Origin of the sequence: Kitasatospora humi (assembly GCF_020907985.1) — a bacterium.
Classification (GTDB): Bacteria; Actinomycetota; Actinomycetes; order Streptomycetales; family Streptomycetaceae; genus Kitasatospora; species Kitasatospora humi.
In genome coordinates this window covers 65375-84347 of sequence record NZ_JAJJPA010000029.1, presented here as the reverse complement: position 1 = coordinate 84347, position 18973 = coordinate 65375, and the positions used below count along the sequence as shown (strand labels likewise).

The following is an 18973-nucleotide window of genomic DNA, read 5'->3' as shown; positions in this document are numbered from 1 at the left end:
CCTCAGCTTATCAGATGAGATTCGGTCCGATTTCACCGGACTTTCGCTCAGCCGTTTCGCTGGATTCACCATCGCCTCGCGGCGACCCGAGCAACCATAGCGGCTCCGCGCCCGAGTGCCTAATCGAGCATCGTGCGCACCCCGGAGCCGAGTGGCCAGCACCGCGCGGTCCGACGCGCCGGGGCGATCGTCGAGCTCACCCGCATGCCGTAGAGTGCGGCGCGTCGAGCAAGAGGACTAGACCACTGAGTCACTCGGCGGCCCCGGCCTGCCCTGACCCGGAGCGCCGGCGGTTCGCACAGGGATCGCGGGCAGGCGCGCCAGGCGACTCGACTCATGGCCCGTTCTGCAACCATATGTCCGAACTTGGCGTGATCAAGGCCTCGCTCGGCACTCCCCCAGCCGCTGTGAGCGGCCGCACGCTGTACCCCGTACCTGGGAGGCTCCACCATGACCACTGTGACGTCGCCGCTCACCGGCCGCGCCGTTGGACTCGCCGCCGTGCCCGACCCGGTCTTCTCCGACGCCATGGTCGGACCGGGCACCGCCGTCGACCCGGTGCGCGAGCCCACCACGGCGGTGGCCCCGGTCGACGGGCTGGTCGTCTCCATGCACCCGCACGCCTTCGTGGTGTTGGACGCCGACGGCCACGGCGTGCTGACCCACCTGGGCATCGACACCGTGCAGCTCAACGGCGAGGGCTTCGAACTGCTGGTGAGCAAGGGCGACCAGGTGAAGCGCGGCCAGCCGGTGGTCAAGTGGAACCCCGCCGCCGTGGAGGCCGCGGGCAAGTCGCCGATCTCCCCGATCGTGGCCCTGGAGGCCTCCGCCGAGGCGCTCAGCGCGGTCGCCGAGGCCGGCGAGATCGTCACCGGCGGCGAACTCTTCACCTGGGCCTGAACCCGGGACCGAGCCGGAAGTCGAGCCTGGACCGGGCCGGTCTGAGCCCCGGCCCCAGCCCGACCGAGCCATTGGCCGGACAGCGCCGCACCCGCCGTGTTTCGGTTGGGCGGGGCGGCGGTGCCGGGTGGAAAGGAAAGAAGGACATGGAGAAGATGCTGCGCGGGGTGGGCGTCAGCCACGGGGTGGCGATCGGCCAGGTGCGCCACATGGGCACGGCCGTGCTGGAGCCCACGGCCAACCAGGTGCCCGCCGAGGAGGCCGGCCGCGAGCAGGCCCGGGCCCAGCAGGCCGTCGACGCCGTGGCCGCCGACCTGATCGCCCGGGGCAACCTGGCCGGCGGCGAGGCTCAGGCGGTGCTGGAGGCCCAGGCGCTGATGGCCCAGGACCCGGAGTTGGCGGCCGACGTGGCGCGCCGCATCGCGGTGGGCAGCAGCGCCGAGCGGGCGGTCTACGACGCGTTCGCGGCCTACCGGGCGCTGCTGGCCTCGGCCGGCGAGTACCTGGCCGGCCGGGTGGCCGACCTGGACGATGTGCGCAACCGGATCGTCGCCCGGCTGATGGGCGTGCCGATGCCGGGCGTGCCGGACAGCGACGAGCCGTACGTGCTGCTGGCCCGCGACCTGGCGCCCGCCGACACCGCGCTGCTCGACCCGGCGCTGGTCCTCGGGTTCGTCACCGAGGAGGGCGGGCCGACCAGTCACTCGGCGATCCTGGCGCGGGCCATGGGGGTGCCGGCCGTCGTCGCACTGCCCGGCGCGACCGAGCTGGCCGAGGGCACCACGGTGGCGGTGGACGGCAGCAGCGGTGAGGTGCTGGTCGAGCCGAGCGCCGAGCGGCAGGAGGAGCTGCGCCGGGTGGCGGCCGAGCGGAAGGCGGCCCTGGCCGCCTCGTCCGGTCCGGGCCGTACCTCGGACGGTCACCTGGTGCCGCTGCTGGCCAACGTGGGCGGGCCTGGGGACGTGACGGCGGCGGTGGCCGCGGGCGCCGAGGGCGTCGGGCTGTTCCGCACCGAGTTCCTCTTCCTCGACGACTCCGCTCAGGCGCCGAGCGAGGACACCCAGACGGCCGCCTACCGGCAGGTGTTGGGGGCGTTCCCGGAGGGCCGCGTGGTGGTGCGGGTGCTGGACGCGGGCGCGGACAAGCCGCTGGCCTTCCTGAGCCCGGCCGACGAGCCCAATCCCGCGCTGGGGGTGCGCGGCCTGCGCACCCTGCTGGACCATCCCGAGGTGCTGGCGACCCAGCTGCGCGCCCTGGCCCGGGCCGCGGAGGGGCTGCCGGTGCACCTCGAGGTGATGGCGCCGATGGTGGCCGACCGGGCGGATGCCCGGGCGTTCGCCGACGCCTGCCGGGAGGCGGGGCTGCACGCCAAGTTCGGCGCGATGGTGGAGATCCCGTCTGCCGCGCTGCGGGCCCGGTCGATCCTGGCGGAGGTCGAGTTCCTCTCACTGGGCACCAACGACCTCGCGCAGTACACCTTCGCGGCGGACCGTCAGGTGGGCGCGCTGGCCCGGCTGCAGGACCCGTGGCAGCCCGCCCTGCTCGACCTGGTGGCGGCCGCGGCGCAGGCCGCCCGGGAGGCCGGCAAGGGCTGCGGGGTGTGCGGTGAGGCGGCGTCCGATCCACTGCTGGCCTGCGTGCTGACCGGACTGGGCGTGACCAGCCTGTCGATGGGGTCCGCGTCGATCCCGTACGTGCGCGGCGCGCTGGCCAGGTTCACGCTGGACCAGTGCCGGCGGGCCGCCGAGGCTGCCCGGGCGGCGGACAGCGCCGAGGGTGCGCGGGCGGCCGCGCAGCAGGTGCTGTCCGGCGAGTGAGCGAATGCCGTGCGGGCCCCGCCGCTTCGGGAGGGGCCCGCACGCGTGGTCAGCCGCGGCGCTGCCGGCCGAGCTGCTCGAAGAAGCGCAGGTGGTCGAGGTTGTCGACGGACCCGGGGTTGACCGCCTGGGCCAGCGGAGTGCCGCTGAGCAGGCGCTTGACCGGCACCTCGATCCGCTTGCCGGTGAGGGTGTGCGGCAGGCCGTCGACGGCGATCACCTCGTCCGGCACGTGGCGCGGGGAGAGCTGCTCGCGCAGGGCGGTGCGGATCCGGGCGCGCAGGTCGTCGTCGAGCACGGCGCCGGGGGCCAGCACCACGAAGAGCGGCATCCAGTAGCCGCCGTTCTCCTCCTCCAGGCCGATCACCAGGGATTCGGCGATCTCGGGCAGGCGCTCGACCACCTCGTAGATGTCGGAGGAGCCCATCCGCACGCCCTGGCGGTTGAGGGTGGAGTCGGAGCGGCCGTGGATCACCACGGTGCCCCTGGAGGTGACGGTGATCCAGTCGCCGTGCCGCCAGACGCCGGGGTAGGTGTCGAAGTAGCTGTCGTGGTAGCGGCTGCCGTCGGGGTCGTTCCAGAAGCCGGTGGGCATCGACGGCAGCGGCTTGGTGACGACCAGTTCGCCGACCTCGTCGGTGTGCGGCTTGCCGGCCGCGTCCCAGGATTCGACGGCCGCGCCCAGGCAGGGGGCCTGGATCTCGCCGAGATGGACGGGCAGGGTGGGGACTCCGCCGACGAAGCAGCTGCAGACGTCGGTGCCGCCGCTGACCGAGGCGAGCCAGACGTCCGGCTTGACCTCGTCGTAGATCCAGCGGAAGCCGTCGGGCGGCAGCGGGGAGCCGGTGGTGCCGATGCAGCGGACCGCGCTGAGGTCGAGGTCCCGGCCGGGGTGCAGCTCGGCCTTGCGGCTGGCGATCACGTAGGCGGCGGAGGTGCCGAGCACGGTGGCGCCGGTGCGGGCGGCCACCTCCCAGAGCGCGCCGGTGGTGGGGTGACCGGGGCTGCCGTCGTACGTGACGATGGTCGACCCCACCAGCAGGCCGGCCACCAGGAAGTTCCACATCATCCAGCCGGTCGAGGTGTACCAGAAGAACCGGTCCTCGGGGCCCAGGTCGAGGTGGAGTGCGGCCTGCTTGAGGTGCTCGACCAGGATGCCGCCCTGGCTCTGCACGATGGCCTTGGGCAGACCGGTGGTGCCGGAGGAGTACAGCACCCAGAGCGGCTGCTCGAACGGCACCCGGGCGAACTCCGGCTCGGCGTCGCCCGCGGTGGCGGCGGCCCAGTCGAGCGCGCCCTCGGGAGCCTCGGTGCCGAGCAGCGGGACGTGGATGAAGGTGCGCACGGACGGCAACTCGCCGCGCAGCTCGGCGACCACGGCACCGCGGTCGTGGTCCTTGCCGCCGTAGTGGTAGCCGTCGACGGCGAGCAGGACGACGGGGGCGAGCTGCTGGAAGCGGTCGAGCACGCTGCGGGCGCCGAAGTCGGGGGCGCAGGAGGTCCAGACGGCGCCGATCGAGGCGGTGGCGAGCAGGGCGACCACGGCCTGCGGGATGTTCGGCAGGTAGCCGGCCACCCGGTCGCCGGGCTCGACGCCCCGGGCGCGCAGGGTGGCCGCCAGGGCGGCGACCTGGCGGCGCAGTTCCGCCCAGCTGACGGCGAGCGGCTCGGCGCGGGTCTCGTCCAGGTGCAGGATGGCGGGCCGGTCGGCGTGGGCCGGGTCATCGCCGAAGCGCAGGGCGTGCTCGGCGTAGTTGAGGCGGGCGCCGGGGAACCAGTGGGCACCGGGCATGGTGGCGTCGGGGAGCACGGCGGCGGCCGGGGTGCTGAACCGGACGTCGAAGTACTCGGTGACGGCGGTCCAGAAGCGCTGCAGGTCATCGGTGGACCAGGCGTGCAGGTCGGCGTACCGGGTGGCGGCGGTGGCGTCGTCCGGGGCGGGGGCCAGCGGCGCGGCCGGGGCGCCGTGGGTGGTGGCGGCCCACTGCTGGAAGGCGACCAGCCGGGTGGCGGCGGCCTTGGCGGGGTCGGGGCGCCAGAGCGGCTCGGTGGGGTCGGTGCCGTTGGGTGCGGTGCTCACGGTGTGGTCTCCCGGCCGGAGGGTGCGCGGGAACATCGCTCGTGGCGCGGCCCGCGACGCTGCGTGCTGACGGTGCAGACCATGCCATGTGATCGTCGGCTCGCCAAGGGGGTGCCGGCGGCAGGGCGGCGATTGTGGTGGATCACTCCATGCACCGGGCGCGCACCATGGCGGCCTTCATTACTCTGACAACATGTCGAATCACGCGCGGGGGCAGCGGGCCCGGCTGGCGGACCTGCTGGCGGCGGCCGGCCCGGACTCCCCCACGCTCTGCGGCGGCTGGCTGACCCGCGACCTGGCGGCCCACCTGGTGCTGCGCGAGGCCCGGCCGGACGCGGCGATGGGGATCGTGCTGCCGGCGCTGGCCGGGCACACCGAGCGGGTGCAGGCGCGCTACGCGGCGCTGCCGTACGGGGAGCTGGTGCGCCGGTTGCGCGAGGGCCCGCCGCGCTGGTCGGCGTTCGCGCTGCCGGGGGCGGACGAGGCGGCCAACGTGGTGGAGTACTTCGTGCACGCGGAGGACGTGCGGCGGGCGGGGGCCTCCTGGGAGCCCGCGCCGGTCGGCCCGGAGCTGGGCGAACTGCTGTGGCGGCGCCTGGGGTTGACGGTGCGCATGGAGCTCGGTCGGCGCACCCCGGTGCGGGTGGTGCTGTCGCTGCCGGACGGGCGGAACGTGGTGGCGGGTCAGCGGCTGGCGGGCACGGTGCGGGTGGTGGGCGAGCCGGGCGAGTTGCTGCTGTTCGCGTTCGGACGGGGTGCGCGGGCACGGGTGGCGGTGAGCGGGCCCGAGGACGAAGTCGCCCTGCTGCGGCGGAAGGTGGGACTGCCCGCGGTCACCCCTTGAGGTGGCGCTCGTACTCCCCCGCGAACCAGGCGGTGGAGACCTTGGTGTGGAAGGGGAAGGCCAGCGGGGTCGGGGTGTCGATGAGCTGCCAGCCCTCGGTCTCGTCGGTGGGGACGGACGGTGGCAGGGCGGCGAGGTCCCGGGCGGGGAGCAGGGCGAAGAGGCAGAGGAAGCCGCCGCGGCTGTCCGAGGCGGTGTCGACCAGGGTGACCCGCTCGGAGTCGGCGAGGATGCCGGTCTCCTCGCGGAGCTCGCGGACGGCGGCCTGCTGCCAGCTCTCGCCGTAGTCCACGTAGCCGCCGGGGAGGGCCAGCTCGCCGTAACCGGGCTCGATGGTGCGGCGGATGACCACCAGGCTCTGGCCGCCGTCGGGGCGGTTGACCGGGAGCAGGGCGACGGTGACCGGGAGCGGGTTGCGGTAGCTGATCTCGCCGCAGCCGGGGCAGGTGCGCGGCCAGCCGTGGGTGTCGACCGGGTAGGCGGTGCCGCACCAGTGGCAGTGCCTGCCCGGGCCGAAGGTGGCGGGTCGAGTGGCAGCCTGGTCAGTGGTCATGGGTGGATGGTAGTGGGAGGAGAGGGGCTTGGCCGAGGGCTTTGCGGCGGCGTTGGCGGCGGGGCCGCTGGTGCTGGACGGCGGGCTGTCCAACCAGTTGGCGGCGGCCGGGCACGATCTGGCCGACGAGCTCTGGTCGGCGCGGTTGCTGGCGGACGCACCGGAGGCGATCACGGCGGCGCACCGGGCGTACGTCGGTGCCGGGGCGCAGGTGGTGATCACGGCCAGTTACCAGGCGAGCTTCGAGGGTTTCGCCCGGCGCGGGATCGGACGGGCCGGGGCGGCCCGGCTGCTGGCGTCGAGCGTGGCGCTGGCGCGGGCATCCGGGGGTCCCCCCGGCCGCAGGCCGGGGGAGGGTGCGCCGTGGGTGGCGGCCTCGGTGGGGCCGTACGGCGCGGTGTTGGCGGACGGTTCGGAGTACCGGGGGCGGTACGGGCTGACGGTGGGCGAGCTCGAGCGGTTCCACCGGCCCCGGTTGGAGGTGCTGGCGGCGGCCGGCCCGGACGTGCTGGCGCTGGAGACGGTGCCGGACACGCTGGAGGCGGAGGCGCTGCTGCGGGCCGTCAGGGGGCTGGGGGTGCCGGCCTGGCTGAGCTTCACGGTGGCCGGCGGGCGGACCCGGGCCGGGCAGCCGCTGGCGGAGGCGTTCGCGTTGGCCGCCGGGGTGCCGGAGGTGGTGGCGGTCGGCGTGAACTGCTGTGCGCCCGGGGAGGTGGCCGATGCGGTGCGGGTGGCGGCGGCGGTGACCGGCAAGCCGGTGGTGGCGTACCCGAACAGTGGGGAGCGCTGGGGGGCGGGCGGCTGGCGGGGGGCGGCCGAGGGGCCCGCCCGTTTCGCGGGCGGCTGGCTGGCGGACGGAGCGCGGCTGGTCGGCGGCTGCTGCCGGGTGGGCCCGGAGCAGATCGCCGAGCTGGCGGCGGTGGTGACCGAGCACCGCCCCGCCCAGGGTGGCCGGTGACCGAGCACCGCCCCGCCCCGGGTGGCCGGTGACGGCGTAGCGCCCTGCGCGCGGGTGGCCGGTGGAACAACGGCCGAGAACAGGTGGGCGACGTGCATCTTCTCCTGCGCGCCTGGCAGACTCGGGACGATATCCCCGTAGTCGACATGACCACGAGCTGTGCGACATTGTCGAATGCGTGCCAGCCTTGTCAGTGGAGGTCCTCATGCCCGGCCCGATCCAGTCGCTCTCCCGGGCCGCCGCGATCCTGCGTCTGCTGGCCGGCGGCGAGCGTCGCCTCGGCCTCTCCGAGGTGGCCACCTCGCTCGACCTGGCCAAGGGCACGGCCCACGGCATCCTGCGCACCCTGCAGCTGGAGGGCTTCGTCGAGCAGGATCCGGAGAGCGGCAAGTACCAGCTGGGCGCCGAGCTGCTGCGACTGGGACAGAGCTACCTGGACGTCCATGAGCTGCGGGCCCGCGCGCTGGTCTGGGCGGACGACCTGGCCCGGGCGGCCGGCGAGACGGTCTACCTCGGGGTGCTGCACCAGCGCGGGGTGCTGGTCGTGCACCACGTCTTCCGCCCCGACGACACCCGCCAGGTGCTGGAGGTCGGCTCGATGCAGCCGCTGCACAGCACCGCGCTGGGCAAGGTGCTGCTGGCCTACGATCCGGTGGCCCGCGGCGAGCTGGGCGACGGCCCGCTGGAGGCGTTCACCCCGCGCACCCTGACCGCCATCGAGGACATCGACGCCGAGTGCGCGCTGGTCCGCGAGCGCGGCTGGGCGGACGCGATCGAGGAGACCTGGGAGGGCGTGGCCTCGATCGGCGCGCTGATCCAGGACCGCCGCCGCAACCCGGTCGGCGCGGTCTGCGTCAACGGCGCGGTGGAGCGGGTCTGCGAGGACGGCTTCGTGCGGCCGCAGCTGGTCGCCTCGGTACGTGACGCAGCCCGGGCGATCTCCCGGGACCTGGGCGCCAACCGCTTCTGAACCACCCCGCCGGGGGCATGCCGGATGGTGGGCAGCACTGCTGTCCACCATCCGGTGTTTTGTCCCTGTACCGGCCGTTCCGGTGGGCAGCCCCGCCGACCATCGGCCCGGGTCCGGCGAGGGGAGGGTCACAGCGAGGTCACCGGCCTTGACGTGGGCACCTGCCAGGGTGAAAACTCCCGCGTAGCGGTCGACATTGTCGAACGATGGCCGCCGGAACAGCCCCACCGGGCGAATCCGTCGCTCACTGGTCGCCTTCGCCGCCGCAGGGACGCCTCCCAGGGACGGGAACGCCTGCTCACACCGGCCACTGCCCCCGATCGGCCGGTCCTCCCCCACCCGCCTCCTGCCACGGGCACCACACCCCCAGGCAAACGGCCATATGGACAAAGGAGTCTTTGTGTCCGCCTTCTCCAACGGCGACATCTTCGTCGGCGAAACACTCGGCACCGCCGCCCTGATACTCCTCGGCGGCGGCGTCTGCGCCGCCGTCACGCTCAAGAAGTCCAAGGCCCGGAACGCCGGTTGGCTGGCGATCACGTTCGGCTGGGGCTTCGCGGTGCTGGTCGCCGCGTACATGTCCGCCGCCAAGTCCGGCGCCCACCTCAACCCGGCCGTCACCCTGGCCCTCGCCGTCAAGAGCGGCGACTGGAGCCATGTGCCGCTCTACATCGGCTCCCAGATGCTGGGCGCGGTCATCGGCGCCGTCCTGGTGTGGCTGACCTACCTCGGCCAGTTCCAGGCGAACGAGGAGCCCACCCTGGGCATCTTCTCGACCGGGCCGGAGATCCGGAACCCGATCCAGAACCTGATCACCGAGATCATCGGCACCATGGTGCTCTGCATGCTGATCCTGACCTCCGGGCTCACCCTGGGCGACAAGCTCTCCGGCATGGGCATCCTGATCACCGCCTTCACCGTGGTCGGCATCGGCCTCTCGCTCGGCGGCCCGACCGGCTACGCCATCAACCCGGCCCGCGACCTCGGCCCGCGCATCGTGCACTCCCTGCTGCCGATCCCCAACAAGGGTGGCTCCGACTGGAGTTACGCCTGGATCCCGGTGGTCGGCCCCGCCATCGGCGGCCTGCTTGCCGGCGTCCTCGACAAGGCCCTGTTCTGACGCCCGTCGCCAAGCTCCGCCGCGACCACGGGCCGCTCCGGCCCCGTCCCGCCCACTTTCCCTCCCCCACCTCAGAGCCGAGGATCACTACATGACCGCCAACACCGTGCCATCCGGCAACTACATCGCCGCGATCGACCAGGGCACCACTTCGAGCCGCTGCATCATCTTCGGCGCCGACGGCCGGATCGTCTCCGTCGACCAGCAGGAGCACTCGCAGATCTTCCCCCAGCCGGGCTGGGTCGAGCACGACGCCGGCGAGATCTGGACCCGCGTGCAGTCCGTGGTCCGCGGCGCGCTGGAGAAGGCCGGGCTGACCAAGGACGACATCCGCGCGATCGGCATCACCAACCAGCGCGAGACCACCGTGCTGTGGGACAAGAACACCGGTGAGCCGGTGCACAACGCGCTGGTCTGGCAGGACACCCGCACCGAGGCGCTCTGCCGCGAGCTGGGCCGCAACGTGGGCCAGGACCGGTTCCGCCGCGAGACCGGCCTGCCGCTGGCCAGCTACTTCGCCGGCCCGAAGATCCGCTGGCTGCTGGACAACGTCGAGGGCCTGCGCGAGCGCGCCGAGGCCGGCGACATCCTCTTCGGCACCATGGACACCTGGGTCATCTGGAACCTCACCGGCGGTGTCAACGGCGGCAAGCACGTCACGGACGTCACCAACGCCAGCCGCACCATGCTGATGAACCTGCACACCCTGGCCTGGGACGAGAAGATCGCCGACTCGATGGGCGTCCCGCTGGCGGTGCTGCCCGAGATCCGCTCCTCCGCCGAGGTCTACGGCCACGCGGTCGGCGACCTGGAGGGCGTTCCGGTCGCCTCGGCTCTCGGCGACCAGCAGGCGGCCCTGTTCGGCCAGACCTGCTTCGACGAGGGCGAGGCCAAGTCGACCTACGGCACCGGCACCTTCCTGCTGCTGAACACCGGCGAGAAGGTCGTCAACTCGTACCACGGCCTGCTGACCACGGTCGGCTACCGGATCGGCGACCAGAAGCCGGTCTACGCCCTGGAGGGCTCGATCGCCGTCACCGGCTCGCTGGTGCAGTGGCTGAGGGACCAGCTCGGCATCATCTCGACGGCTGCCGAGATCGAGACCCTCGCCAACACCGTCGAGGACAACGGCGGCGCCTACTTCGTGCCGGCCTTCTCCGGCCTGTTCGCCCCGTACTGGCGCTCCGACGCCCGCGGAGTGATCGCCGGTCTGACCCGGTACGTGACCAAGGGCCACCTGGCCCGCGCCGTGCTGGAGGCCACCGCCTGGCAGACCCGCGAGGTGGTCGACGCCATGGAGAAGGACTCCGGCGTCGAGCTGACCGCCCTCAAGGTGGACGGCGGCATGACCTCCAACAACCTGCTGATGCAGAACATCGCCGATGTTCTGAACGCCCCGGTGGAGCGGCCCTACGTGGCCGAGACCACCGCCCTGGGCGCCGCCTACGCGGCCGGCCTCGCGGTCGGCTTCTGGCCGGACCTGGACACCCTGCGGGCCAACTGGCACCGCGCCGCCGAGTGGACCCCGCGGATGGACGAGGCCACCCGGGAGCGCGAGTACAAGAAGTGGCTCAAGGCCGTGGAGCGCACCATGGGTTGGGTGGACGAGGAGCAGGACAGCTGAGCCTGACCGGCCGGGGCCCTTGAGGGTGGCCCCGGCCGGCGCATTGCCTGGCCGCTCCCGCGGCCTCACCGAAATTCGAGAGGAGACCCGGCGCCGCCCGCACCGCGGCCCGGAACACACATCATGGCAACCATCCCGACCCTGGGCGCCGAGCGCACCCCCGGCCGCACCGCTTCCCGCGCCGAGACCCGTGAGCTGCTGGGCAAGGCGACCTACGACCTGCTGGTGATCGGGGGCGGCATCCTCGGCACCGCGGTCGCCTGGACCGCCTCCCAGGCCGGCCTGAAGGTCGCCATGGTGGACGCGGGCGACTTCGCGGGCGCCACCTCCAGCGCCTCCTCCAAGCTGGTCCACGGCGGTCTGCGCTACCTGCAGACCGGCGCGGTCAAGCTGGTGGCGGAGAACCACAAGGAGCGCCGGGCGCTCGCCACCGACGTGGCGCCGCACCTGGTGAACCCGCTGACCTTCTTCGTGCCGGTCTACAAGGGCGGCCCGCACAGCGCCCCCAAGCTCGGCGCCGGTGTCTTCCTCTACTCCGCGCTCTCCGCGTTCCGTGACGGCATGGGCCGGGTCTCCACCGCCGCGCACGCCGCCCAGCAGGTGCCGGCGCTGCGCACCGAGGGCCTGCGCTCGGTGGCGGTCTACGGCGACCACCAGATGAACGACTCCCGGGTCGCCGTGATGACCGTGCGGGCGGCCGTCGACGCGGGTGCCGTGGTGCTCAACCACGCCGAGGTGACCGGGCTGCGGTTCACCTCGGGCCGGGTGACCGGCGCCGAGCTGAAGGACCGGCTGGACGGCACCGAGTTCGGCGTCGACGCCCGCCTGGTGCTGAACGCCACCGGCCCGTGGGTGGACCACCTGCGGCGGATGGAGGACGCCGGCGCCGCGCCGTCGATCCGCCTCTCCAAGGGCGCCCACGTGGTGGTCAAGCGCCGCAGCCCGTGGCGGGCCGCGCTGACCATCCCGATCGACAAGTACCGGGTCTCGTTCGCCATTCCGTGGGAGGACCACGTCCTGCTCGGCACCACCGATGAGGAGTACACCGGCGACCCGAAGGACGTCCGGGCCACCCAGGCCGACATCGACCAGATCCTGGGCGAGGCCGGCCACGCGATCCGCGACGAGCACCTGGACCGCGACCTGATCACCTACTCCTTCGCCGGTCTGCGGGTGCTGCCCGGCGGCCCGGGCGACACCGCCGCCGCCAAGCGCGAGACCGTGGTGTCCGAGGGCAAGGGCGGCATGCTCTCGGTGGCCGGCGGCAAGTGGACCACCTACCGACACATCGGCCGGACCGTGCTGGAGAAGCTGGCGCACGTCCGCGGCACCGGGATCGGCGAGGACATCTCCCCGATCGCCGCGACCGTGCCGCTGCCGGGCGTCGGCGCGCCGAACGCGGTGGCGCACCGCCTGCTGATCGACCGTGAGCCCGGCTCGCGGATGGAGCCGCTGGTGGCCAAGCACCTGGCCAGCCACTACGGCACCCTCTCCTTCGACATCGCCCGCCTGATCGCCGAGGACCCGGCGCTGGGCGAGCCGATCCACCCGGACGGCCCGGACGTGTGGGCGCAGGTCGCCTTCGCGGCCGACAACGAGTGGGCCTACACCACGGACGACGTGCTGCGCCGCCGCACCACCATGACGGTGCGCGGCCTGGACACGCCCGAGGTCCGGGCCGAGGTGGACGAGTTCCTCAAGGGGCGTTCGCACGGCTGACGCCGAGGCACTCGCCGGGACGGGCGGTCACCCTGGGATGGGGGTGACCGCCCGTTCGTCTAGGCTCTGGCGCAACGTCAGTTTCCAGTCCGATTTCCCAGGAGGCGTTCCCGACGTGACCAGGCCACCGCTCCCGCACGACTTCCAGCGCCAGGTGCCCGCCCTCACCGTGACCAGCACCGACGTGACCGACGGCGGCACCCTGGGCGACGCCCAGGTGCTGGCGGGCGGCGACCTCTCGCCGCAGCTGAGCTGGTCGGACTTCCCGGCCGAGACCAAGAGCTTCGCCGTCACCTGCTTCGACCCGGATGCGCCGACCGGCAGCGGCTGGTGGCACTGGATCGTCTTCGACATCCCGGCGACCGTGACCTCGCTGCCCACCGGAGCCGGCAGCGGCGACTTCGCGGGGCTGCCGGCCGGGGCGGTCCAGGGCCGCAACGACTACGGCACCAAGAACTTCGGCGGTGCCGCGCCGCCGGCCGGGCACGGCCCGCACCGCTACGTCTTCTCGGTGACCGCGCTGAGCGTGGAGAAGCTCGGCCTGGACTCGGACACCTCGGCGGCGGCGATCGGCGCCACCATCGGCTTCCAGGCCGTGGCCCGCGGCACCATCGTGGCCGAGTACGAGAAGAAGTAGCCGGCACCGGCGTGGCAGCGCGGCTGGCCGGCCAGCGCTGTCATGTTCACGCTTTCGGCACAGTACCGCCATGGAAGTGCCGCAGTAGCCGCACTCCGGACTCCGCCGGCCGGCCACCTCCGAGGCACGAAGCGCAGCTCAACCCACGTGCCACCGAGGGCTTTCGCCAAGCCATCGGCATTTTGCCCTGCCTAGACTCGCCGCTGTTCCAGGGAGACGAGGGAGAGCACGCCGATGACCATGGATGGTGTCCTGCCGGCCCGGGAAGCGGCGGAGGAGCACTACCGGCGCCCACTGGCCGAGTTGTTCGCCCGGCAGGCCGAGCGCCACCCGGAGCGGTCGGCCGTGGCGACCGCCCAGGGGTCTCTGAGTTATGCCGAACTGCTGTCCGCTGCCCAGCAGTTCGGCCGCGGTTTGGGCCGTCTCGGGGTGGCGTGCGGGGCGGTGGTCGGGATCGCCGGCCAACGCGGGGCCGACGCGTGCACCGCCCTGGTCGGCACCGTGCTGGCCGGCGCCGGATACCTGCCGCTGGACGCCTCGCTGCCGGCCGACCGCCGCCGAACGATGCTGCGCGACGGCCGCGCGGTGGCCGTGGTGCGACTGCCGGACAGCGCCCGGCTCGACCAGGACGACGTGCCCGTGTGGGAGTTCGACCAGGTGCTGGCCGCCGGCAGCGCACCCGGCCCACTGCCGGCGCCCGACCCCGCGGCGCCCGCCTACGTGATGTTCACCTCCGGCACCACCGGGCGGCCCAAGGCCGTGCCGGTCCCCCAGCGCGGTGTGGCCCGGCTGTCGATCGACAACGGCTTCCTGGCGATCGGCCCCGAGGACCGGGTGCTGCACGGCTCGACGCTCTCCTTCGACGCGGCGGTGCTGGAACTGTGGCCGGCCCTGCTGAACGGTGCCTGCCTGGTCCCGGCCGCCACCGAAGTCCTGCTCTCAGCCCCGGCGTTGGCCCGGTTCATCGAGGAGCAGCGGATCAGCGTGCTCTTCCTCACCACCAGCCTCTTCCATCTGATGGCGCGGGAGCGGCCGCAGATGTTCGCGGGTCTGCGCTACGTGGTCACCGGTGGCGAGGCGCTGCAGCCCCAGGCCGCCCGACGAGTGCTCGAACTCGGCCGCCCGCAGCACCTGGTGAACGCCTACGGTCCGACCGAGGCAGCCTGCGTGGCACTCGCCCACGAGATCACCGAGGTGCCCGAGGACGCCGTCAGCGTGCCGATCGGGCGGCCTATCTCCGATACCGGCTGCCATCTGCTGCGCGAGGACGGCACCTTGGCCGGGCCCGGCGAGCGGGGCGAGCTGTGCCTGAGCGGCGGTGGGGTGGCGGCCGGCTATCTGAACGCGCCCGCGTCCAGCGCCGAGCGGTTCATCGAGCTCACCCTGGAAGCTGACGGGTCGTCAATCACGGTCTACCGCACCGGCGACTACGGACGGCACCGGGAGGACGGCGCACTGGAGTTCTGCGGCCGGCAGGACGACCAGGTGAAGGTGCGCGGCCACCGGATCGAGTTGTCCGAGGTACGCTCCGCGCTCGCCGGGCATCCGGAGGTCACCGACGCCGTGGTGCTGGCGCACGAGGACGGGCTGAGCCGGTGCCTGGCCGCCTACGTGGCCACCGGCGGGCGCCCCGAACCGGCCCCGAGCGGAGCCGAGTTGCGCGCCTACCTGCGGGAGCGGCTGCCCGGCTACATGGTGCCCGCGTCGGTGACCGTGCTGGACCGGCTCCCGCTGACCCCGAGCGGCAAGCTGGACCGCGCGGCGCTGCCGGTGCCTGCGGCGGCCCCGGCCCCGGCCGCGCAGACCGGCCCCGACTCGCCCGCCGGGACCGTGGCGCGGATCTGGGCCGCGACACTGCCCGATGGCCAGGCCGCGGCGGAGGACGACTTCTTCCAGTCCGGCGGCAACTCGCTGGCCGCCGTCCAGCTGGTGGCGGAAGTGTTGAGCGCACTGGAGCTCGACGACCTGCTGGGCGACCACCTGATCACCGAGCTGCTGGCCGAGCCGACACTGCGTGCCTTCACCGCCGCGGTCGAGCGGACGCTCACCGCCGGTCCCGACTCCCTGGTGGCCGGCCCCAAGGCCGACCGCTGGCGGCCCGACCTGGTCTGGGACGTTCCGGTGGTGACCACCGTCGAGCCGCGCCCCGACTGGCGGGCTCCGCGTGCCGTGCTGCTCACCGGTGCGACCGGCTTCCTCGGTGCCTACCTGCTGCGTGAACTGCTGGAGCGCACCGATGCGGTGGTGCACGCGCTGGTCCGGGCCCGCGACGTGGAGCACGCCCGCCGCCGCCTGGCCGACGCCCAGGACCGCTACGGCGCCCGGCACCCGCTGCCCGCCGACCGGGTCCGCCCGGTGCTCGGCGACCTGGCCCGTCCCCGGCTGGGCCTGAGCGACTCGGACTGGGCCGAGCTGGCCGCCACCACCGACGTGATCCACCACTGCGGGGCCGAGGTCAACTTCCTCTACCCCTACGAGAAGCTGCGGGCCGCCAATGTGTACGGCACCCAGGAGGTGCTGCGGCTGGCCGCCGGGCGGGCCGTACCGGTGCACCACGTCTCCACGCTTGCCGTGGTGCACGGCATGGGCGCGGCCGGGGTGCGTCGGGTCACCGAGGACACCCCGCTGGACCACGTCGAACTGCTCGCCATGGGCTACCCGGAGAGCAAGTGGGTGGCCGAGGAGGTGGTCCGCAGCGCGGGTCGGGGCGGCCTACCGGTGGCGGTGCACCGGCCCTACGAGATATCCGGCGACACCACGGGGTACGTCTGGAACAGCGGCGCCGCGCTCTGCGAGCTGTTCCGGACGATCGCCGAACTGGGCCTGGCCCCGGACCTCGACCTGGCGCTCAACCTGCTGCCGGTCGACCACGTGGCCGCCGCCATCGTGCACTTGGCCCTGCACTCGCCCGCCGAGGGCCAGACCTACCACCTGGTCAACCCCCGCGAAGGGGTGCTGGCCGACCTGGTGGACCGGCTGCGGGCGCACGGGCACCGGATCCGCACCACCGGGTACGCCGAGTGGATCGAGGCGCTGCTGGCGCACCTCGCCGACCGCCCCGGCCACCCGTTCACCCCGCTCACCCAGTTGTTCACCAAGCGGGTCACGCCCGGCGGCCTCACCGTGCAGGAGCTGGCCGCGCGGAGCGTCGCGCCGCAGCTGGACCGGGCCAGGGTGGACCGGGAACTGGCCGGGACCGGGATCGACTGCCCGCCGGTCGACCGGGACCTGCTGGACCACTACATCGCGTACTTCCATGCGTCCGGGTTCATCCCGACGCCGCTCGCCACCAGCGGAGGTGCCCGCCGTGACTGACGTCCTCCCCGCCGCAACCGCCGGCTCGACCGCGGTGCCGGACCTGACCGATCCGCGGTCCTTCGACCCCGCCCCGCCGTACGCCGCGTTCGCCGAGCTGCGCCGCCGGGACGGCCTGCACCGCCAGGAGCGTGCGGACGCGCCGGCCTTCTGGTCGGCCACCCGCTACCGGGACCTGGACGCGGTGTTCCGGGACGCCACCGGCTTCAGCTGCGAGTCCGGCATGACCCTGGACTCGGCGCTCGGCAGCCGCGACCCGGCGGCCGGGCAGATGATCGAGATCTCGGACCCGCCCGGCCACACCCGGCTGCGCCGGCTGCTGAGCGGCGGCCTGAACAAGTCGGTGGCGAAGACGGTCAACGGAACGCTCCAGGAACTGGTGACCGGGTGGGTCGAGCAGGCGGTGCGGGCCGGCGAGTGCGACTTCGTCGCGGCGGTCGCCGCCCGGCTGCCCGCCGCGGCCACCGGGCTGCTGCTCGGGCTGCCGGAGCGGGAGTGGGACCGGCTGGCCGACCGGGCGAGCCGGGCCATCGCCGGCTCGCTGACCGCGGACGACCCGCGGGCCGGCGAGCTGGCCGCCCGGCGGGCCTCCACCAAGGCCGCCAACAGCCAGTTGCTGATGCACCTGGCGGGCCTGCTCAACCATGCCGAGCTGGCGCCGCAGGGCCTGATCCGCCGACTGCTGGACACCGAGCTGGCGGACGGAGAGCGGCTGAGCCGCACCGAAGTGCTGCTGAACTGCCTCAATCTGGCGGTGGCGGGCAATGAGACCACCAAGAACGCCACCGCGGGCGGCCTGGTCGCGTTCGCCGAGCACCCGGAGCAGTGGGCGCTGCTGCGCCGCCACCCGGAGCTGCTGGACTCGGCGGTGGAGGAGGTGCTGCGCTGGGTGACGCCCACGCAGCACTTCGTCCGGACCGTGCTGGAGCCGCGGGTGGTCGGTGGCACTCCGCTCGAGCCCGGCGACCTGCTCTGCCTCTGGATCACCTCGGCCAACCGCGACGAGGAGGTCTTCGCGGAGCCGAACAGCTTCCGGATCGACCGCAGCCCCAACCCGCACTACGCCTTCACCAGCGGCAAGCACTTCTGCCTGGGCGCGCCGCTGGCCCGGCTGGAGGTGAAGCTGGTCTTCGAGGCGCTGCTGCCCCGGGTCGAGCGGATCGAGTTGCTCGGCCCGCCGGTGCGCAAGGCCACCACCTTGATCAACTCGCACGTGAGCCTGCCGGTACGGCTGCACGCCGCCTGACGGCGGGTCAGCCGCGAGCGCGGGCCCTGCCAGGGCCGCTGAGGTTCAGGCGGGCGGGCCCTGCGGAGCCGAAGGGGGTCAGGAGTGCGGGGTGGCCCCTTTCGGACCCGAGGCTCAGGCGTGCGGGGCGGCGGCCGGCTCCAGCACGAAGACCGGGATCAGCCGGTCGGTCTTCTTGGCGTACTCCGCGTAGTCCGGCCAGGCCTGGACCGCCCGGCGCCACCACAGGTCGCGTTCCGCACCGGTGAGTTCACGGGCGATCACGTCCTGTCGGACCGGCCCGTCCTGCAGTTCGGCCCGGGGGTCGGCGATCAGGTTGTGGTACCAGACCGGGTGGGTGGGCGCACCGCCCTGGGAGGCCACCACGGCGTACCGGCCGTCGTGCTCGACCCGCATCAGCGGGGTCTTGCGCAGCTTGCCGGTCCTGGCCCCCAGGGTGGTCAGCACCACGACGGGCCTGCCGCGCATGGTGGTGCCCTCGGTGCCGCCGGATGACTCGTACAGCGCGACCTGGTCGCGCACGAACCGGGTCGAGCTCGGCTGGTACTCGCCGGTGAGGGGCATGCTGGTCTCCCGTCCGTCGATCCTGGACCCGGCCCTCGGGCGGCCGCCGGAGGGCCCTGCGGAACCATCATGCCCCTGCCGGCCGGCGAACCGTCAGACGACGGGACCGAGTTGCGGGTCGAGGGCGATGGCCGCCACCAGTGCCGTCCCCATCACCGCCGCGCCCGGGGCCCCGGCGCGAGGTCGGTCCGGCCGCCCGCCGGGGCGCGCATGCCCGCGGAGCGCTGTTTGCGCGGGGGCGGTGCGGGCAGGCAGTGAGCGGGGTCGGTGCTCTGCTGCCCCGTCGAACGACATGGGAGTACCGTGGATGGCCGCTGCACGCCGCAGGCGCCGGATGCCGGACGAGGTGCGCGCGGCCAGTGTGCGCACCGTGGTCTTCCTCGCCTTCACCCTGGTCAGTCTGACCTACGCGACCCTGGCCTCCTACGCGCACGCCCGCAAGGCACTGACCCTGTCGCTGCTGGTCAGCGGGGTCGGGGTGTTCGGGGTCTTCTGGTGCCTGGTCGAGATCGTGATCGCGCGCCAGGTCGCCGCGCAGCGGCGGCGCGGGCCCGGGCGGGACGCCCCGATGACCGGCAGCAGGCCACCCCGGTACTGACGGTTCGGCACCGGGGCGCGGTCGGCTG

At 73.5% G+C, this 18973-nt stretch carries 15 protein-coding genes; 12 read left to right on the top strand and 3 right to left on the bottom strand.

What is annotated here, in order from left to right; genetic code table 11:
• Positions 1–450 precede the first annotated feature (450 nt).
• Both LN042_RS24585 and ptsP read left to right on the top strand, forming a co-directional pair.
• Positions 451–900, top strand: a complete 450-nt coding sequence (locus LN042_RS24585; RefSeq protein ID WP_230053507.1) for a PTS sugar transporter subunit IIA — start codon at positions 451–453, stop codon at positions 898–900.
• A gap of 146 nt (positions 901–1046) precedes the next feature.
• Complete coding sequence (gene ptsP / locus LN042_RS24580) at positions 1047–2717, top strand: phosphoenolpyruvate--protein phosphotransferase (RefSeq protein WP_230053506.1); 1671 nt, start codon at positions 1047–1049, stop codon at positions 2715–2717.
• 49 nt (positions 2718–2766) lie between these two features.
• Here the strand turns inward: ptsP and LN042_RS24575 are convergent, their stop codons facing one another.
• Positions 2767–4833, bottom strand: a complete 2067-nt coding sequence (locus tag LN042_RS24575) for an acetoacetate--CoA ligase (protein ID WP_230053505.1) — start codon at positions 4831–4833, stop codon at positions 2767–2769.
• 157 nt (positions 4834–4990) lie between these two features.
• Between LN042_RS24575 and LN042_RS24570 the strand changes: the two genes are divergently transcribed.
• Positions 4991–5641, top strand: coding sequence for a TIGR03085 family metal-binding protein (locus LN042_RS24570; RefSeq protein ID WP_230053504.1), 651 nt, complete (start codon positions 4991–4993; stop codon positions 5639–5641).
• Here LN042_RS24570 and LN042_RS24565 read toward each other — a convergent pair.
• Complete coding sequence (locus LN042_RS24565; RefSeq protein WP_230053503.1) at positions 5631–6194, bottom strand: NUDIX domain-containing protein; 564 nt, start codon at positions 6192–6194, stop codon at positions 5631–5633. The genes LN042_RS24570 and LN042_RS24565 overlap by 11 nt on opposite strands.
• A gap of 28 nt (positions 6195–6222) precedes the next feature.
• On the opposite strand from LN042_RS24565, the gene mmuM reads away from it, so the two are divergent.
• The 8 genes from mmuM to LN042_RS37790 all read left to right on the top strand — a co-directional run bounded on the left by mmuM (position 6223) and on the right by LN042_RS37790 (position 17783).
• Positions 6223–7152 carry a homocysteine S-methyltransferase gene (gene mmuM / locus LN042_RS24560; protein WP_230053502.1) on the top strand — a complete coding sequence of 310 codons (930 nt, stop codon included), beginning with the start codon at positions 6223–6225 and terminating at the stop codon, positions 7150–7152.
• A 205-nt stretch (positions 7153–7357) separates the two neighbouring features.
• Entirely contained in the window at positions 7358–8122 is a 765-nt protein-coding gene (locus LN042_RS24555) for an IclR family transcriptional regulator (protein WP_230053501.1), read from the top strand.
• 382 nt (positions 8123–8504) lie between these two features.
• Complete coding sequence (locus LN042_RS24550; RefSeq protein ID WP_230053500.1) at positions 8505–9242, top strand: MIP/aquaporin family protein; 738 nt, start codon at positions 8505–8507, stop codon at positions 9240–9242.
• 91 nt (positions 9243–9333) lie between these two features.
• Positions 9334–10866 (top strand): glycerol kinase GlpK, encoded by a 1533-nt coding sequence (gene glpK, locus LN042_RS24545; RefSeq protein WP_230053499.1) that lies wholly within the window; start codon positions 9334–9336, stop codon positions 10864–10866.
• 123 nt (positions 10867–10989) lie between these two features.
• Positions 10990–12585 (top strand): glycerol-3-phosphate dehydrogenase/oxidase, encoded by a 1596-nt coding sequence (locus LN042_RS24540; protein ID WP_230053498.1) that lies wholly within the window; start codon positions 10990–10992, stop codon positions 12583–12585.
• 115 nt (positions 12586–12700) lie between these two features.
• Complete coding sequence (locus LN042_RS24535; protein WP_230053497.1) at positions 12701–13222, top strand: YbhB/YbcL family Raf kinase inhibitor-like protein; 522 nt, start codon at positions 12701–12703, stop codon at positions 13220–13222.
• Positions 13223–13456: 234 nt separating this feature from the next.
• On the top strand, positions 13457–16537 hold the full coding sequence (locus LN042_RS24530) for an amino acid adenylation domain-containing protein (RefSeq protein ID WP_230053496.1): 3081 nt from the start codon (positions 13457–13459) through the stop codon (positions 16535–16537).
• On the top strand, positions 16530–17783 hold the full coding sequence (locus tag LN042_RS37790) for a cytochrome P450 (RefSeq protein WP_230053495.1): 1254 nt from the start codon (positions 16530–16532) through the stop codon (positions 17781–17783). Before LN042_RS24530 ends, LN042_RS37790 begins: the two co-directional genes overlap by 8 nt.
• 114 nt (positions 17784–17897) lie before the next feature.
• Here LN042_RS37790 and LN042_RS24520 read toward each other — a convergent pair whose 3' ends face one another.
• A complete protein-coding gene (locus LN042_RS24520) occupies positions 17898–18347 on the bottom strand; it encodes a nitroreductase family deazaflavin-dependent oxidoreductase (protein WP_230053494.1) in 450 nt (149 codons plus the stop codon).
• 307 nt (positions 18348–18654) lie between these two features.
• Between LN042_RS24520 and LN042_RS24515 the strand changes: the two genes are divergently transcribed.
• Complete coding sequence (locus LN042_RS24515) at positions 18655–18945, top strand: hypothetical protein (protein WP_230053493.1); 291 nt, start codon at positions 18655–18657, stop codon at positions 18943–18945.
• Positions 18946–18973 lie beyond the last annotated feature (28 nt).

Bases quoted from the DNA above. Each gene is read 5' to 3' on its own strand.
- LN042_RS24575 (WP_230053505.1), bottom strand. From the start codon at position 4,833: ATGTTCCCGCGCACCCTCCGGCCGGGAGACCACACCGTGAGCACCGCA.
- LN042_RS24570 (WP_230053504.1), top strand. From the start codon at position 4,991: ATGTCGAATCACGCGCGGGGGCAGCGGGCCCGGCTGGCGGACCTGCTG.
- LN042_RS24540 (WP_230053498.1), top strand. From the start codon at position 10,990: ATGGCAACCATCCCGACCCTGGGCGCCGAGCGCACCCCCGGCCGCACC.
- LN042_RS24515 (WP_230053493.1), top strand. From the start codon at position 18,655: ATGGCCGCTGCACGCCGCAGGCGCCGGATGCCGGACGAGGTGCGCGCG.
- glpK (WP_230053499.1), top strand. From the start codon at position 9,334: ATGACCGCCAACACCGTGCCATCCGGCAACTACATCGCCGCGATCGAC.
- LN042_RS24565 (WP_230053503.1), bottom strand. From the start codon at position 6,194: ATGACCACTGACCAGGCTGCCACTCGACCCGCCACCTTCGGCCCGGGC.
- LN042_RS24550 (WP_230053500.1), top strand. From the start codon at position 8,505: ATGGACAAAGGAGTCTTTGTGTCCGCCTTCTCCAACGGCGACATCTTC.
- ptsP (WP_230053506.1), top strand. From the start codon at position 1,047: ATGGAGAAGATGCTGCGCGGGGTGGGCGTCAGCCACGGGGTGGCGATC.
- LN042_RS24585 (WP_230053507.1), top strand. From the start codon at position 451: ATGACCACTGTGACGTCGCCGCTCACCGGCCGCGCCGTTGGACTCGCC.
- LN042_RS24520 (WP_230053494.1), bottom strand. From the start codon at position 18,347: ATGCCCCTCACCGGCGAGTACCAGCCGAGCTCGACCCGGTTCGTGCGC.
- LN042_RS24555 (WP_230053501.1), top strand. From the start codon at position 7,358: ATGCCCGGCCCGATCCAGTCGCTCTCCCGGGCCGCCGCGATCCTGCGT.
- LN042_RS24530 (WP_230053496.1), top strand. From the start codon at position 13,457: ATGACCATGGATGGTGTCCTGCCGGCCCGGGAAGCGGCGGAGGAGCAC.